The sequence below is a fragment of the Sulfitobacter sp. genome, assembly GCF_039977885.1.
Taxonomy (GTDB): domain Bacteria; phylum Pseudomonadota; class Alphaproteobacteria; order Rhodobacterales; family Rhodobacteraceae; genus Sulfitobacter.
Genome location: NZ_JBDWCI010000016.1, coordinates 1 through 15,716 on the forward strand (window position 1 = coordinate 1; position 15,716 = coordinate 15,716).

A 15,716-nucleotide genomic window follows, 5' to 3' on the forward strand; every position below is an offset into this window, starting at 1 on the left:
TCAGCGCTTCCAACGCCACCTTGGCCTTGAATTCTGGATGATGTTGCTTCCGTTTCGACATTCCTGATCTCCTTCGTGTTGAAGATCAGCAGACTACAAATCGCAGCTTACGTCAGTGTCCGAATTTCGGGGGGTAGCTCAGTTTGATCCGCTCCCATTGCCTTGGATATTGGGGGCAGAAAATCACCAATAAACGCACCGCCGGACACCACGTCACCTTGCCTGACGATACTTCGGATGAAGTTTAATGTTCTCGGTTCGTTAACTTTGCCTTTAAGCACAATCCGGCAAACTTCGCGTTTGCGCATAATGTCTGGCACGCAGTAAACGCCATATTCATTCACGCAGATTTCAAAATCAAAGTCTGGCCGCTCCGACATAGTACTTGCCCCTTGGGTTCCACCATAAGTAGATCTGAAGCCAACGCAGTCGAGTTGCAAGCAACCATTACCGAGGGTACCGGATCGGCCCTGAACCCGCAGCTGCACTCGACCCGCGGCATATTCCACCCGATGTGGCCTATGGCAGCTAAGCAATACCAATGAGATTGGCAGCTTAAATGACCCTATGATCCATCTGAAAAAGGCTCCAGACCGTTCAAAAACCCGAGATCACTTCAACCCAAAGCGAGGCGGCCCGTTAGACCAAACGAATTGACCAGTCCGAGATATCCGGCAAAAGATCGTTAAGGATTTCTTGGAAAACAATCACGATCTGTTGCGGCGTATCACTGGAAACAGCTCGGGTTTGGGAAAACTGGCGCGATCCGACGACCCGTTGATCACTGTCGTTGATGATTGTCATATCCATGACAACCCGCGCCTCAAACATGCTGTCCTGTAGCGCTGCAACCTCAAAGGCGTCTATTCGCACCAACATTGCCTTATCAGGGATAGGCCCTGCATCGCTACGCCCGACGTAACCCAAGCGTCCTGTTCCTGATATGCTCTGCACCAGAACAGATTGCACAAGATCCGGCAGCTCGTCGCTCCAACGTGCTTCGGGAAGATAGGTGATAGAAACGGCATCAGGCTTGACCAAAATACGGTCGCTCGTCAGGGGGGCGGACGCTTGCGGCTTTGCCACCAGCAGGGTGCGCGTGGTGCGCCTTCCTGATTTAGGACCCGCTACAGGGCGCAAATCATAGGTATCAAGTGGCTCACTCGCTGCGTTGAGCGATGATATGGCGCTGCAGCCCCCAAGCGAACAGATAGCAGAGAGCACGGCAGCACGGCGGGTCAATTGGGTCATCATCTATTTCCTGTAGTCGGGCACGCGGTTATTATTGAGAATGAAACCCGTGGGATCGCTCTCAATCCGGCGGGATAGGGAGCCAAGGGTATTGACGAGCGTGCGGGCTTCAGCGGCAAGGCGGGTCAGCTCTGACAAGCCCCTGCTGGAGAAATCAGTAATGCCCGGCGCGCTTTGTGCAATTGTAGACTGGACTTGGGCGACCACCGCATCACTTCGGGCAATCAGCGCGCGCAGCTCGGCCGTGATCTGCGGCATGTCTTGGGTGACATCGGCAACAGATTGACTGATCTGTACTGATGCAGTGCGAATATCCGTCATCATCGGGCCAATGTCTGTGGCCAGAACATCTGATGCGGCATCAAATGTTGTCTGGGCCGAGCCAAGCGCGCCCTTCGCCACATCCAGCGTTGCATCCAGCGTGACCAAACTGGTCTGCGCCTTGCTGAATAGAGCGTTTGCCGATGCGATGGCCTGCTCCGCCTCTGCGGCCATTGGGTCTATGCGGGAGGTTGCTTGTGTCAAATTTGCGCTGACAGTTTCCACAGCATCGCGTGCCGTTGCAACGCCCGTGCGGATATCAGCCATGACCGCGGGCACATCATTCAAAACAACGCTCTCAACCGTCGCAATTGCCGCTTTGGTGTCCGCCACGACCTCCCGCGCCTCACTGACAAGCAGTGCACCATCCCCCTCAACCAGCGTGTCAAAGCTGGTGGACGCATCGGTCACGGCAGAAAAGGCGGTGTTTGCGGCCACCAATGAGGTCTCAAGCTCGACCAGCCGCGCATTCAGCAGGTCTGCGGTATCGGTAAATCCGTCGAGAGTAGTGCCGCCGCGGGTTTGCAGATCGGCAATGGCCGTATTGGCACGGGTGGCTGCCTGAGAAAGCTGCGAAAGGATATCAGGCACTTGTTGCTGCAAGATCAACGTGGCTTGATCAAACGTCCCCTGCGCGCTCTCTATCGCGCCGACAGAGCGGTCCAGCGCCTGATCCGCGTTTTGGAATGTGGTGGTGGCGGCTGCCATTGCACTCTCGGTCTGCTCTAGCGCGCCAGCGACCGACCCGCCAATTTCATCAAGCCGGCCGGTGAACGTCGTAATCTGTGCCGTCGCCTCCCGAACCGTGCCGGAGATTTCCGAGAAATCATCCAATGCCTGATCCAAACGCCCCGAAGAGGAGGACAGATTGCTTAGAATATTGGTCACAAGGGCCTGATTTTCGGGCCCGCTGAGCGCGCTAAACTGCTCAATCAGCTTGATCGATTCATCCAGTAAATCGGGGGCGTCATCAACCAATGACTGTAAGCTCGAGCGCTGCGAGGGAATGATCATCCAGCCATCGGCATTCTCCTCCAAAGGCGCAGCCGAAAGTGTACCCCCCGCCAGCGAGACATAGGAAACCCCTGTCACACCTTGTGATTTCAGCTGTGCAACTGTGTCAGAGCGTACAGGCGTGCCGGCCTCAATTTCTATCGTGGCGAAAACCTTGGAGGGGTCATCCTGTGAGACCTCCAATCCAATCACATGCCCGACAGAAATCCCGTTGAATGAAACATCCCCCGATGCATCAAGCCCGGTAACATCGTCAAACAGGATGCCGTAGGTTTGATATTGCTGGTTCACCTGTACGCTGGCCAGCCAGATGAAAAAGCCCAGCGAGGCCAGAATCGACAACAAGGTAAAACCCCCGATCAGGATATAGTTTGCACGGGTTTCCATTAGTTTGCGCCCTCCTTTGTGGCCGAGGACAACGCCGCACGTGCGCGCGGGCCGTGAAAATACTCATGCACCCAAGGGTGGTCGACCTGCATCATTTCATCCATCGTTCCCACCGCCAGCACCTTTTTATCTGCCAATACCGCGATCCGGTCACAAATCGCGTGCAGACTGTCCAAATCATGGGTGACAAGAAAAACAGTTAACCCCAACGAGGCCTGCAACTGTTTGATCAATATATCAAACGCCGCCGCCCCGATCGGGTCAAGCCCTGCTGTCGGCTCGTCCAGAAAGACAATCTCGGGGTCCATGGCAATGGCGCGGGCAAACCCTGCCCGTTTGCGCATGCCGCCCGACAGCTCGGAGGGGTATTTTGTCATGGCGATCTCGGGCAGGCCAACCATGCGCACCTTGATCCCCGCCAATGTGGCGCGCAGGGTTTCATCCAGCCCCAATTGTTCCCGCATGGGGGCCTCTACGTTCTGTCGCACAGTAAGCGATGAGAACAGCGCGCCGTCCTGAAACATCACCCCCCAGCGCTGGCGCAGTGCACGAAATTGGGCATCAGACGTAGTGCGCACGCTTTCGCCAAAGACTTCGATCTGGCCTGCCGCGGGCTCAAGCAGACCTACGATGGCCCGCAACAGCACCGATTTACCGGTCCCTGACCCGCCCACAACGCCGATGATCTCGCCGCGCTGCACATCCAGATCCAAGCCGTCATGGACCGTATGGCTACCAAATCGCGTCACCAGATTGCGTACGCGGATGATGGGATCGTTTTTGGTCATTACACACCCACCACTGCGAAAAAGATCGAAAACAACGCGTCCACGACAATTACCATGAAAATAGCCAACACAACCGAGGCTGAGGTCAAGCGGCCAAGCGACTCCGCGTTACCGCCTACCTTCATCCCCTGATAGCACCCTATGATCGCGATAATCAGCGCAAAGAACGGCGCTTTGATCATGCCGACAACAAAATGCCAGACGTCTGTGTTGCTGACCAATCTGCTTTGGAACACCGCCGGAGAGACGCCCAATTCGATCCAGGACATCAGCGCCCCGCCCAGCAGCCCCGAAAGATCGGCGATCAGCCCGAGTGCAGGCAGCATCAACATCAACGCAACCACACGCGGCACGACAAGGATGGTCACAGGATCCAGACCCAGCGTGCGCATGGCATCAATTTCCTCACGCATTTTCATCGAGCCGATAGCAGCCGTAAATGCAGAGCCCGAGCGCCCTGCAAAGATGATCGAGGTCAACAGGATACCTAGCTCTCGCAGAATAGAGATGGCGATCAGATCAACCACAAATACCTCTGCACCAAACTGGCGCAGCTGCGCCGCACCCTGGAACGCCAGCACCACACCAATCAGAAATGCCATAAGCGCGACAATCGGCACAGCATTTATCCCGATTTCCTGACAGTGGTGTACAACAGAAGTCAGACGCAATCGGCTTGGGTGCCGGATGATAGTGCCCAATGTGGCAATCACCTCCCCCAGAAATGAGGTTAGCTCGACCGTCATGCGAAACCCGCGCGCCACTTTTCGACCGAAACCCTCGAACCGATCTGCAATGGTTTTATGCGCCGCTTGTTCATGCCCCTCGGGCGGCATGTTGCGCACGACTGTTTCGATCAACTGCGCCTGCGCTTGCGTGGCCCCCATGATTTCAAGCGACGCACCCTGCCCGGCGGCCCGCTGTTGCAGGTCAACGATATACCACGCACCGGCAGTATCCATGCGCTGCACGCCCGAGATATCAATCACGCTCGTGCTTTGCGGCACATCTATCAAATGGCCGGGCGGCAACTGCATCAACGTATCAATCAACAGCTGGCCGCCGATCATAACCTTGCCATCACCCGTAGACACGCTGGCGCTTTTTGCCGGCTGTGGCTCAGGTTTTGTCATGTGATGCCGCGACTAGGTTTGAGAGCAGCATTATTCGACCCTTTGCGTGCGCATGCCTGTAAAAGCCTAAGGTTAACAGATTTCTGGCCCCACGAAATGATCGAGATCAATTCAGCTCACCATTTATCATGATATACTTAGATAAGTGCATGCCGTGCACGCCAATACTCCACCCCCAAGGAGACTATATGATCCAGCCCTCCCCTTTTGTCTTTGCGAGCGTCGGCGCGATGCTGTTGGTTGCCTGCTCACAATTCCCTTCATCTACGACAGAAAGCACGCGGCGAGGGCAAGCGGTTTACGCAAAAGAATGCGCGGCGTGCCACGGTGCAAGCGGCGAAGGCGCAGGGCCTGCCGCTGCCGCGCTGCCTGTGACGCCCCCTAATCTAACGGTGCTGGCGCAGGGCAATCAGGGGGTATTCCCGCGCACCTATGTCAGGCGCTTTGTCATTGGCGTTGATCCGGCCCGTGATCCTGCATCTCCTATGCCAGATTTCGCAACCACCGGATTGCGCCACGTCTACCCCAATGGGGGCGCAGATGGGGAAGTGCTTGAAGCTGCATTCGAGGACATGCTCGACTATCTTGAAGCGATTCAGAAGTAGCGGGCTACTCAGGCCCTAAGGTGCAGCCCCACCTTTCTGAGCGCCGACGTGATCCGTTCTACCAGCGCATCGGCCAGACACCATGTTTCAAAGTGGCGCAGGATGCATGCCTCGGCATTTGGCAGAACCTCCAGTAGCCGATCTTTTTCCACCATCGCCGCAGCCATATCGCCCGCGCCGACATGCATCCAGATCAGATGCAGATGAAAGGCATAGAAGCCCGCCATGGGGGCGCTGCGCATCTTGTCGAGGGCTTCGTCGATTGATGCGGTGTGCGCCAGCAAAATGGCTTTTGCGATCCCGTACCAATTTGGGTGCAAGGGATTGAGGCCTATCGCACGGTCCAGCAAGGGCGCGGCCTCATCCCAATTGGCGCGGGCGACGTGGCATATACCAAACATGACCAGCATATCCGCGTGACCCGGATTAAGCGCCAACGCCCGTTTAACATGGGCGCGGAAGTCGTAAAAACGCCGTTGATGGAAGCACGCAATTGCCAACGCCTGATGCGCCATTGCGCTTTGCGGCTCATACTTCACGGCCAGCTTTGCATAATCCAGCGCCTTGTCGATGATTGCATGATCCCCCTGCCCGCCCGTCATCCCACGATATTGATCAATGTCGAGCATGGCCATCGTCGCGTAAGCCTCGGAGGAGTCAGGATCTGCGAGCATGGCCTGCGATAAACCCGCTCTGATCCGGTCACGTCCTGCCGCAGCAAGGGTGACGCCAGTTTGATAATACTGTGAAATCCAGCGGTAGGTTTCCCATTTTGCCGAAGGCGATGCGGATTTTTCTCTGGTCGCGTACTGGCCGATCGGTCCGGTCTCGGCCCCGATCCGCGACGCTACCAACAAGGCGATCTCATCCTGAAGCCCGTAGATATCGCCAGTGTCCAAAGGAATACTGATCATGTCGGTCATGATGACCTCATCTGTCGCTGCATTGACCAGTTTCATCTGCGCCTGTGCCAGTTTGTCGCCGATGCGAAAGCTACCCTCTAAAACGAAATCAGGCGCGAATTTTTGATAAATCTCTGCAATCGACCAATGCGCGATTTTTGCTTTTTCCGTCGTCGAGCGGGAAAAAACCGCCAAGTCCTTGAAGCATGAAAGCTTGGCGATACACCCTTCCGTCAGACCGCGGGACATAAACGCGTGGCAATCGTCCTCGCCTGTGTATTCAAACGGCAGCACCGCGATAGAGGGTCTTTTTGCGCGCGGGGGCCAATTTGGAAAAGCCTCCTGCGCCGCAAAGGTGAACTCAGGCTTATATCCGCCTTTTGCGATGGTGATCAGCACGGGGTCGTTGGCACCATCCGTAGCGTAATAATGCTCAAGCTTTTGTCGCAACGCACGCGCTTGTACCCGAACAATTGTATCGCTTTGCGGGTCAAAGCCCGGGTCCCTGTCAAAGACCTCCACCCCGATTGTATATCCTTTCAACAGGTCCGGTTGCCCATCAAGGGTTCGTTGCACAACATATGTCAGAAACCGGGACAGTCGCGGCGCATTGCTGAACTGGCTATTGCGCAAAATCCGCCCAAGCTGTTCTTTCACATCATTTTTCGGACATGTTTTCCTAAGCGGCATCGTTCAACCCCTGCTTTAAAACGGGCGCTATCAAAGCCCTTCACGTCGCCTCACTGTGACTCACCTAAAAACTCTATGTCCCGAAACCTATGTTGGTGATGTGAAACGAACCAACTTCAACCAAACGTATCATTCGATTGTGTGGGGATGCCAGAATGGATATCATGAAATCGGGAAACAGACCCGGCTTCCTGGGCACACAGGGATTTTACCTGCCGCGCAGCGAGCTATTCGGAGCCCATGATTGCTCCCGCAAGCTCACGATAGAGCGGTCGGCCTAACACCTTAAAAATTTTACGAAATATCAGTATATCCAATGGGCGCATTACCCTGAATTGCGGATTTGGGTGCTTCGCAGAATTTCAATCTGGAGTAGGAAATGACGAGAACAATTGAACCGGTGCTGCAGAGATCAAGACCGCGCGCGGCCACGAGCGCAGGCGCGCAAATAGCAACCACCGAATTGGACAACATGTTCAACCGCCATTCTTTTGTTCAACATTTTCAACCCAATAGCACGATCATCCTTCACGGCGACCCGGCAAGCATGATCTACCGCGTTGAGTCCGGCACAGTGCGCTGCTGCACGATTGGGACCGATGGTAGCCATCAGATATTCAGTTTTTCGAATAAAGCCGACTTTATTGGCATATCCGACATCGAGCATTGGCATTTTACCGCCGAAGCGGTTGATTGCGTTACCCTGCGTGCATTGCCCCGCGACGTGGTAGAGCGTGAACTAAAAGTGAACGCTCAGCTGCGGTATGAATTCCGCTTGAAGTTGGTCCAACTGCTACAACGGCGTGAAGAGCAACTCTTGACCATGATCACCAAGAAAGCCCCTGAACGTCTGTTCCGGTTTCTGTGTGATTTTGCCTCGGCACGCCACCATGCGGATGGTGCCGCTATTGCGCTGCCGATGTGTCGTCGTGACATAGCCGATCATTTGGGCCTGTCTGTCGAAACGGTGAGCCGTGCATTCTCGGAGTTGAAACGCAGTGGTCAGATTGAACTTATCACCTGCGAAAAATTCCGCATTCCAACGCCATCAGACGCCAAGTCGCTGCTGATGGTCGGCTAACTCCCCGCGCCTTTCCCACGCTATTTCTTCAGCGCTTCAAAACCGATGATCACGTCGAGCAGCTCTGTTGTGATCTGGTCTTGCCGGACGGCACGGGTTTGCGCCGTGAGTATTTCAAGCCTGTCATCAACCGCCCTTTCTGCCTGCTGCATCCGTGCCAAACGCGCGGCGTTTTCTGTTTTCAGAGCCTCCGCAATGGCCTGAAACAGGATGCTAAAGACGTAATTACGAATGAGCGCCTCAAACAAATCCTGTGCCTGCATCGAAAAAAACGGCCGACTACGCGAGCGCCACGGCTTTTCCTGCAAGGCCGCAATCAGCGCCGGATCTATGGGTAACAGAGGGGTTATTTCAGGCCTTCGGCCCCTTTCCGCGTCCTCGGTTACATAGGCAAGAGTTACGGCAAGCCCATGTTCGGCCTGCTCCGTGCGAAGGGTTTCCAACTGGCGGCTCAACAGATTGGCAAGACGGCGGATGCCATCTACCGAGGCGGCAGAGAAAAACGTCTGCGTCACCTCTATGTGCTGATCCGCCAATGCATCCGCCATCTGGCTGCCAACACATAGAACGGTGCGCGAAGCCTCGGTTTCACCCAACTGTTCAGCCAAGTGAGCGGCCAATGACTCGTTATAATTCCCGCATAACCCGTGATCCGAGCCGAAGGCGATCACCACATGATGAGCCTTCGGTTGGGCGGGCAAATCTAGCGGCCCGTAATGTGTGATAAAGGCGTGCAGCCCTTTCAAAACTGTGTCGTGATAGCTCTGGATCGCTTTTGCAGCCCGCTCATAGGGGGCCGCTTTGATAACCGAGAGCGTTTTCATTGTATGCACGACGCTGCGAATGCCGTGCATGCTTTGACTTTGCCGAGCAAGCGTTTCAAGCGTCTGGGTCATTGCGTGCTCCGGCTTCGGCAATCACCCTTGTGCACAACGCCACCATTTTCCCGCGGCTATCGTCATCCAGCGCCGCATCTTGCGCAATGGTCTGGGGCAACTCACTCAGCGCAGCCTTGCATAACTGCGGCGTCACACCGTCCAGCGCGGCAGTGTCGAACCCGTCAAAAAGCCCCTCCATTGCCGCAACCAGCACCGTCAATTGCTCCAAGGCTGACATGGGCTTACGCTCTGGTTGGCGCAACGCCGCACGCACGGCAGCGCCGCGTGTCAACCTTGCGCGGGTGCTGTCATCCAGACGTGTGCCAAAGCGCGCAAAGTCCTCCAACTCTTCGAACTGTGAAAGGGTCACACGCAGGTTGCCCGCCACAGACCGGAACGCTTTTGACTGTGCCTTGCCCCCGACACGGCTGACCGAAACGCCCAGATCAACGGCAGGGAACTGGTTCTTCCGCACCAGCCGGGGCGACAGGTAAATCTGCCCGTCCGTGATCGAGATCAGGTTGGTCGGGATATAGGCCGCAAGGTTTTCTGCTTGCGTCTCGACCAAGGGCAAAACCGTGATCGAGCCACCGCCCGCCTCAGGTGAAAACTGTCCGCCCCGCTCAAGAAGCCGCGCGTGGATGTAGAATATATCACCCGGAAAGGCCTCCCGCCCCGGCGGGCGGCGCAGCAGCAATGACAACTCCCGGTAAGAGCGCGCATGATGCGTGAGGTCGTCCAACACCACCAACACATCCTGGCCCTCCGCCGCGAAATGCTCTGCAATGCTCATCGCGGCATAGGGGGCGATATAGGCCAGACCGGCGGCGTCCTCATCCCCTGCCGACATCACCACTGCCCGCTCCATCATCCCGCCCTCACGCAAGGCACCGATGACTTTGGCCACCGCATCGCCGCGCTGACCAATTGCACAGTAGATGCAGATCACACCTGTCGTTTTCTGGTTCAGGATCGCATCGACCGCCAGCGATGTTTTGCCCGTTTGGCGGTCCCCGATGATCAATTCGCGCTGCCCCAACCCCACAGGCACCGCCGCGTCAATGACCTTTACCCCTGTCGCCAAGGGCCGCTTGATGGCCGAACGGGCAAGGATATCGGGGGCTTCTGCCTCAACCGGGCGGTCCGTGTCAGACCGCACATCCCCCTGCCCGTCTTTGGCATTGCCCAGCGCATCCACAACCCGTCCCAACAATGCGGCACCGGTCTTAACACTCACCACCTTATGCGTGCGCGTCACACTGTCGCCTATCGCCACACCCTCGCTCGGACCCAGCAGGACAACTCCCAAACGGTTAGGCTCAAGATCCAGCACGACCCCCTGAACGCCGCTGGCAAAATTCAACACCTCATCAGACAAAGCACGGTGTAGCCCTGTGACAATGACAATCCCATCCGCCACTTCGCTCACCTGCCCTATTTCGCTCACACGCGGTGTGGGCCGCGGACATGCCAGCAGAGTGTCGATCATCGCTTGTGGATCGGCTCCGACACTCATTTTTGCACCGCCAGTTTCTCATCCATTTGCGCATCCAGCGTGTCCAAATAGCTCTGAACCGTCCAATCTACCTGCGCGCCGCCCATCCGTAGCGTGATGCCACAGGCTTGCGCGGGGTCGACCTGAAACCGCAGCGCTACTGTCTTAAACTCCTGCGCTAGCGTTGCCTTTAACTCATCTTGCGCTGCGCTACTCAGTTCTGTGCTGCTGGTAACTGTAGCAGACCTGCTGCCGCCTGCGGATGTCTGCAAATCACCTGCCATCTCGGCGATCTCGATGCTCAACCGATGCGCCATGCGGTCTTCCAGCGATGTGTCTGCAAGATCATCCAGTGCTTTGCGGGTCAATGACAGCAAAGCACTCCCTCCCGCGCGGTGCAGCTTAGCAGTATACGCTTTTTCCTCTGCGTCCAGATGCGCGCGCCAGTCTACCTGCGCGCGCTCCATCTTCTCCTGTGCCTCGGCCATCAGCGCATCGCGTTGCTTTTCAGCCTCCTGTTGCACGGTCCGGCTGATATCGGCCTGCTGTGCTTTGAGAAGCCGCATCTGCTCCAGATGCTCTTGCTCTGCAGCTTCTGCCTTATCTTCCGCGACACGGGCCTGTTGCATGCGGTTCGATATTTCCGCCTCACGGGCGTCGATACCGTCCAGAATGGGGCGGTACAGGAACTTCTTCAGCAACCAGACCAGCACCAGAAAATTGGCGATCTGCGCAAAAACCGTGATCCAGTCGATTGACATGCTCTAACTTCCTGTCACCGGCGCAGCAGCAACTGCCGCATTCCAGAACGGGTTGGCGAAAATCAGGATCATCGCCACGACAAAGCAATAGATCGCTGTGGATTCGATCATCGCAAGACTAACAAATAAGGTGCGCGAGATTGTAGGTGCCGCATCAGGCTGCTGGGCAATCGCGCTGAGCGCGGTCGAAGCTGCCCGCCCCTCCCCGAGCGCAGGGCCAATCGCACCAAAAGAGACAGTAAGCCCTGCTGTGAAGATCGAAATGCAGGCAATCAGGCCATAGTCAGTCATGTGGTTTCCTTTGCAGCTTGTGTGGAATTGGGCGCAGGCCGTTCGGCCACCGCGCTAGAGATGTAGACCGTCGCCAGAATGGCAAAGATGTAGGCCTGGATCATGCCTGTCAGCAGACCCAATACATCCATGACCACGGGGAAAAAGAAGGGAGCCACGCCGAGCAGAATAGCGGCGATAACAGCCCCGCTCATGATGTTGCCGTACAGGCGGATTGCCAGCGATATCCCGCGCGAGAACTCGGAGATGATGTTGAAAGGCAGCATGATGAAAGACGGCTCGAGATATGTCTTGAGATATCCGCCCAAGCCACGGCTGCTGATCCCGAACAACGGAACCGCGATCAAAACAGAAATCGCAAGCGCCATAGTAGTTGAAAGCGATGCCGTGGGCGGCTCGAACCCCGGCACCACAAGCAGCAGATTTGACAGCGCGATGAACAAAAACAATGTGCCCGCATAATAGAGCAGATAGCGCGACGGACCGGGTGCAACCTCTTCGATCTGACCTTGGATGCCTTGCACGATAACTTCGAGGATCATCCGCCACCGGTCGGGTGACACGTCAGCGCGCAGATTTCGCGTGATCAGCATTGAAACCACCGTCAGGATCGCCATGACAACCCATGTATAGAAAATGGTGGCGTTGATCCCCCACCCCCACAGCTCGAACAGGATCGTCTGGTCCGGTGTCAGGTTCACGGGGCACCCCTTTCGACGCGTTGCACGCGCGCGCCAATGACGCACAGGGTACGGACCAGCAAAAATGCAAACGCAAATCCGGCCAACGCGAAAGGCCCAGACACCGCGACCACAGCCCAGCCCACCATCAAGAGCACCGCGATGCGCACCGCAGCGCTTAGCACCAGAACCGATGTTGGGCTGTTGGTCCGCAAAGCCATGCGCATGCCCCAACCAAGGCCCGCAAAAAATAGCGCTGAAGCCACAGTGCCAATGGCAAGCCCGAGCGAGATGGCACTCCAATCCATAATGATCATCTGTCGCTTCCTTCCTTGTTGATCCAAGACGCAGCAATAAAAATGCCGATGACCAGCCCCGCCAAAAGCAGGGCAAGCGTCCATGAAAACCCCTGTGGTTTGACCCGATCCAACCAAAGACCCAAAAATGCGCCGCCTACTGTCGGCACTGCCACCGACCAGCCGACCGTCCCAAACGTCCCGACCCCGCGCAGCGGGCTTGGACCAGGGTTGTCGCGGGCTGCCTTCATTCGCCGTGCCTGACCGGAGATGTCCTGCACGGATGTATCGCGGTCCGGCTTCATAACTGCGGCTTTCGCAGCTCGGCAAAGCGGCGCACGACATCCGCCTCCAACCGGGAAAAGGCAGACCTTGCCTGACGCTCTTCGTCATCCATCTCGATGAACCTGGTTTGCACTTCCGTCTGTAGCGTTTCCAAATCGGACCCACGCACGGCGCGCAGCACCGCAACCGTCACACAATCCTCAATTTTGATTAAAATGCCTTCGTCGATGCCAAAGATCGCCTCTGCCCCTTCTATCAATTCAAGGGTCATCACCGAAGGGACCAGCGCTGTGATAAAATCCACGTGGTTGGGCAAAATTCCGAAACTTCCGTTTTGCGCCACGGCTGTCATCGCGGTGGCGCGCCCCTCGAACAAGGGGCTATCAGGCAACAGCACCGCCACCTTCATATCTGTCGCAGTGCTCATGCGCTTTGCTCCAGATCAGAGAGCGGCCCGATCATGTAATACGCGCTTTCGGGGTGTTCGAACTCGGTCTGGGAAAGGATCGTCTCACAGCCCTCCAATGTCTGCTCGATCGGGACCAGCTTGCCCGCTGTGCCGGCAAATGCCTCTGTCGTGAAAAACGGCTGCGTCAGAAACCGTTCCAGCCGCCGCGCGCGGGCCACGGTGGCGCGGTCCGCCGATGACAGTTCCTCAAGCCCCAGCATGGCGATGATATCGCGCAGCTCTTCGTATTCGGCCAATGTGCGGCGCACGCCGCGCGCAATGTCATAGTGCCGTTGCCCCACAACCGCAGGGGTCAGCATGACCGAGGCCGAGGCCAATGGGTCAACCGCCGGATAAAGCCCCTCGCTTGCTCGTTTGCGTGACAAAACAACCGATGCCGACAGATGCGAAAAAATATGCGCCGCGGCCGGATCGGTGAAATCATCCGCCGGCACATACACCGCCTGAATGGAGGTGATCGCCCCGCGGCTGGTTGAGCTGATACGCTCCTCTAGCGCCGCCAGTTCCGTTGCCAATGTCGGCTGATAGCCTACGCGACTGGGCATGCGCCCCATCAATCCGGACACTTCCGATCCCGCTTGAACAAATCGAAAGATGTTATCAATGAGCAGCAGCACATCCTGCCCTTTGTCATCGCGGAAATACTCGGCCATCGTCAGCGCCGTGTTACCCACCAGAAACCGCACCCCCGGTGCCTCGTTCATCTGGCCAAACAGCATCACGGTCTTGTCGCGCACCCCTGCTTCGCCCATCTCGCGGTAAAGCTCTTCGGCCTCGCGCGACCGCTCCCCGATGCCGCAAAACAGGCTTACGCCCTTGTGGTGCTGGACGGTGTTATTGATCAGCTCTGTGATCAGGACCGTTTTCCCCACACCTGCACCGCCGAAAAGGCCCGTTTTGCCGCCACGTTCAATGGGCGACAACAAATCAATCGCCTTGATCCCTGTCTCGAGGATTTCTGATTGCAGTGTCCTGTCGCTTAGCGCTGGTGGCGCGCAGTGGATAGAGCGGTGGGCGACCGCCTCGGGTGCAGGACCCCCATCAATGGGCGCGCCGAATACATCCAGCATGCGGCCCAGAACACCTTCGCCCACAGGCACTTTTATAGGGCCGCCCGTGGCCGTGACTTCCATCCCCAGCCCCAGACCGCGCACAGGGGCCATGGCAATCGTACGCACCATTCCCTCCCCCATCAGCGCGGCAACTTCCAGCGCGACATCACCGACAAAAAGCAGGTCGTGGATTTGGGGAACGTCCCTTGCAAAGCTCACATCGACAACGCCGCCGCGAATGGCTGCAATGCGGCCTACGGTTTTGGTCTGTATGTCAGAGGCCGTGGTCATCGCGGCAGTCCTTCATTCCGGTAAACGGGAGCGGGCAAGATCGGGAATCATGCAATACTGATTTAACCCGACCTTCCCATTTTACGGATCGGGCCGATTGACCTTGGTCAATTTGCGCGCAGGGTCCGGCAAACCGGATCGACCTTGGCCCTGCGATCTCCTAGCATTGCGGCAGCAGACAAAGGCAACACAAAGGATGCCGAGATGGCCGTCCCTCCAATCACCAACACACAAGACATCTGGCGCGCACAGCTTCCGCGGCCTGCTATTGACGGGCACAAATATCATCGCGGCTTTGCGGCCGTTATCGGTGCGCCAGAGTTGACGGGTGCCACCAGACTCGCCGCAACGGCCTGTAGCAGGATCGGGTGTGGGCTAGTCAGTGTGGTGGCCGAACAGCGCGGTGATATCTACCGGATGACCTTGCCACCGGACATCATGGTCCAGGCCGATCTGCCTGAAAAAGCCAATGTTCTGTTGGGTGGCTCAGGCGGCATTCCGACAGGGCAGAGTACAGCCATGCTGACTGCTTCGGGCCTTGACGCGCGGGTATTCGATGCCGGTGCGCTGCCGACCCACAAAGAACGCGGCAAGCTTGACAGCACATGCATCCTAACCCCTCACACCGGTGAGTTCGAGCGCGCCTTTGGCCCGATTACCCGCCCTGATCACGCCGCGGCCCAACAGCTCGCACAGGCCAGCGGCGCGACAGTTGTCTTGAAATCCGCACAAACGGTGATCGCTTCGGCAGATGGGCGTTTGGCAATTAATACCCATACCTCTCCCTACCTCGCCAAGGCGGGGACAGGTGACGTGCTGGCGGGCTTGATCGCGGGGCTGGCGGCGCAAGGCATGCCACATTTTGAGGCCTGCTGCGCCGCCGTCTGGATACACGGCGAGGCAGGCAAACGTATCGGTCCCGGTCTGGTGGCGGGCGACATCAGCAAGCGTTTACCCGATATCCTCAAGGACCTGCTTTAAAGGCTTACGGCTTTCCACACCGACAGGCCAAATGCGCCAGCAAAATCCGTGCGATGATTGACCTA

Annotated in this window: 18 protein-coding genes; 3 read left to right on the forward strand and 15 right to left on the reverse strand. The window is 57.0% G+C overall.

Features of this window, described 5'->3' with window-relative positions; genetic code table 11:
- Positions 1–107: 107 nt before the first annotated feature.
- From ABJM03_RS11515 to ABJM03_RS11535, 5 genes are all read right to left on the reverse strand, one after another.
- Complete coding sequence (locus ABJM03_RS11515) at positions 108–380, reverse strand: hypothetical protein (protein WP_348417631.1); 273 nt, start codon at positions 378–380, stop codon at positions 108–110.
- Positions 381–639: 259 nt separating this feature from the next.
- Positions 640–1,251: an ABC-type transport auxiliary lipoprotein family protein gene (locus ABJM03_RS11520; protein WP_348417633.1), complete on the reverse strand. Its 612-nt coding sequence runs from the start codon at positions 1,249–1,251 to the stop codon at positions 640–642.
- A gap of 3 nt (positions 1,252–1,254) precedes the next feature.
- Positions 1,255–2,973, reverse strand: coding sequence for an MlaD family protein (locus ABJM03_RS11525; RefSeq protein ID WP_348417635.1), 1,719 nt, complete (start codon positions 2,971–2,973; stop codon positions 1,255–1,257).
- Positions 2,973–3,761, reverse strand: coding sequence for an ABC transporter ATP-binding protein (locus tag ABJM03_RS11530; RefSeq protein WP_348417636.1), 789 nt, complete (start codon positions 3,759–3,761; stop codon positions 2,973–2,975). The genes ABJM03_RS11525 and ABJM03_RS11530 overlap by 1 nt, the downstream gene beginning before the upstream one ends.
- Positions 3,761–4,798 (reverse strand): MlaE family lipid ABC transporter permease subunit, encoded by a 1,038-nt coding sequence (locus ABJM03_RS11535; protein WP_348417835.1) that lies wholly within the window; start codon positions 4,796–4,798, stop codon positions 3,761–3,763. The genes ABJM03_RS11530 and ABJM03_RS11535 overlap by 1 nt, the downstream gene beginning before the upstream one ends.
- A 284-nt stretch (positions 4,799–5,082) precedes the next feature.
- Between ABJM03_RS11535 and ABJM03_RS11540 the strand changes: the two genes are divergently transcribed.
- On the forward strand, positions 5,083–5,499 hold the full coding sequence (locus ABJM03_RS11540) for a c-type cytochrome (RefSeq protein WP_348417638.1): 417 nt from the start codon (positions 5,083–5,085) through the stop codon (positions 5,497–5,499).
- Between the two features lie 8 nt (positions 5,500–5,507).
- On the opposite strand, the gene ABJM03_RS11545 is transcribed toward ABJM03_RS11540, so the two are convergent.
- Positions 5,508–7,091: a hypothetical protein gene (locus ABJM03_RS11545; protein ID WP_348417640.1), complete on the reverse strand. Its 1,584-nt coding sequence runs from the start codon at positions 7,089–7,091 to the stop codon at positions 5,508–5,510.
- 379 nt (positions 7,092–7,470) lie between these two features.
- Here ABJM03_RS11545 and ABJM03_RS11550 point away from each other — a divergent pair, with 379 nt between their 5' ends.
- Entirely contained in the window at positions 7,471–8,172 is a 702-nt protein-coding gene (locus tag ABJM03_RS11550; RefSeq protein ID WP_348417641.1) for a helix-turn-helix domain-containing protein, read from the forward strand.
- Positions 8,173–8,192: 20 nt separating this feature from the next.
- On the opposite strand, the gene ABJM03_RS11555 is transcribed toward ABJM03_RS11550, so the two are convergent.
- Genes ABJM03_RS11555 through atpD form a run of 9 tightly spaced genes read right to left on the reverse strand, consistent with a single transcriptional unit; the run spans position 8,193 to position 14,670 of the window.
- A complete protein-coding gene (locus tag ABJM03_RS11555; RefSeq protein ID WP_348417643.1) occupies positions 8,193–9,068 on the reverse strand; it encodes a FoF1 ATP synthase subunit gamma in 876 nt (291 codons plus the stop codon).
- A complete protein-coding gene (locus tag ABJM03_RS11560) occupies positions 9,052–10,566 on the reverse strand; it encodes a F0F1 ATP synthase subunit alpha (protein WP_348417645.1) in 1,515 nt (504 codons plus the stop codon). The genes ABJM03_RS11555 and ABJM03_RS11560 overlap by 17 nt, the downstream gene beginning before the upstream one ends.
- Positions 10,563–11,306, reverse strand: a complete 744-nt coding sequence (locus ABJM03_RS11565) for a F0F1 ATP synthase subunit delta (RefSeq protein WP_348417647.1) — start codon at positions 11,304–11,306, stop codon at positions 10,563–10,565. The genes ABJM03_RS11560 and ABJM03_RS11565 overlap by 4 nt, the downstream gene beginning before the upstream one ends.
- Positions 11,307–11,309: 3 nt before the next feature.
- Positions 11,310–11,597, reverse strand: coding sequence for a F0F1 ATP synthase subunit C (locus tag ABJM03_RS11570; protein ID WP_348417649.1), 288 nt, complete (start codon positions 11,595–11,597; stop codon positions 11,310–11,312).
- Positions 11,594–12,298 (reverse strand): F0F1 ATP synthase subunit A, encoded by a 705-nt coding sequence (locus ABJM03_RS11575; protein ID WP_348417651.1) that lies wholly within the window; start codon positions 12,296–12,298, stop codon positions 11,594–11,596. The genes ABJM03_RS11570 and ABJM03_RS11575 overlap by 4 nt, the downstream gene beginning before the upstream one ends.
- Positions 12,295–12,594, reverse strand: a complete 300-nt coding sequence (locus tag ABJM03_RS11580; protein ID WP_348417652.1) for an ATP synthase subunit I — start codon at positions 12,592–12,594, stop codon at positions 12,295–12,297. The genes ABJM03_RS11575 and ABJM03_RS11580 overlap by 4 nt, the downstream gene beginning before the upstream one ends.
- The gene (locus ABJM03_RS11585) at positions 12,591–12,878 is read right to left on the reverse strand and encodes an AtpZ/AtpI family protein (protein WP_348417654.1); all 288 of its coding nucleotides are present in this window, start codon (positions 12,876–12,878) and stop codon (positions 12,591–12,593) included. Before ABJM03_RS11585 ends, ABJM03_RS11580 begins: the two co-directional genes overlap by 4 nt.
- Positions 12,875–13,285, reverse strand: coding sequence for an ATPase (locus ABJM03_RS11590; RefSeq protein ID WP_348417656.1), 411 nt, complete (start codon positions 13,283–13,285; stop codon positions 12,875–12,877). The genes ABJM03_RS11585 and ABJM03_RS11590 overlap by 4 nt, the downstream gene beginning before the upstream one ends.
- Positions 13,282–14,670 (reverse strand): F0F1 ATP synthase subunit beta, encoded by a 1,389-nt coding sequence (gene atpD / locus ABJM03_RS11595; protein WP_348417658.1) that lies wholly within the window; start codon positions 14,668–14,670, stop codon positions 13,282–13,284. The genes ABJM03_RS11590 and atpD overlap by 4 nt, the downstream gene beginning before the upstream one ends.
- A 204-nt stretch (positions 14,671–14,874) precedes the next feature.
- Between atpD and ABJM03_RS11600 the strand changes: the two genes are divergently transcribed.
- Positions 14,875–15,651 (forward strand): NAD(P)H-hydrate dehydratase, encoded by a 777-nt coding sequence (locus ABJM03_RS11600; protein WP_348417659.1) that lies wholly within the window; start codon positions 14,875–14,877, stop codon positions 15,649–15,651.
- The last annotated feature ends 65 nt before the right edge of the window (positions 15,652–15,716 follow it).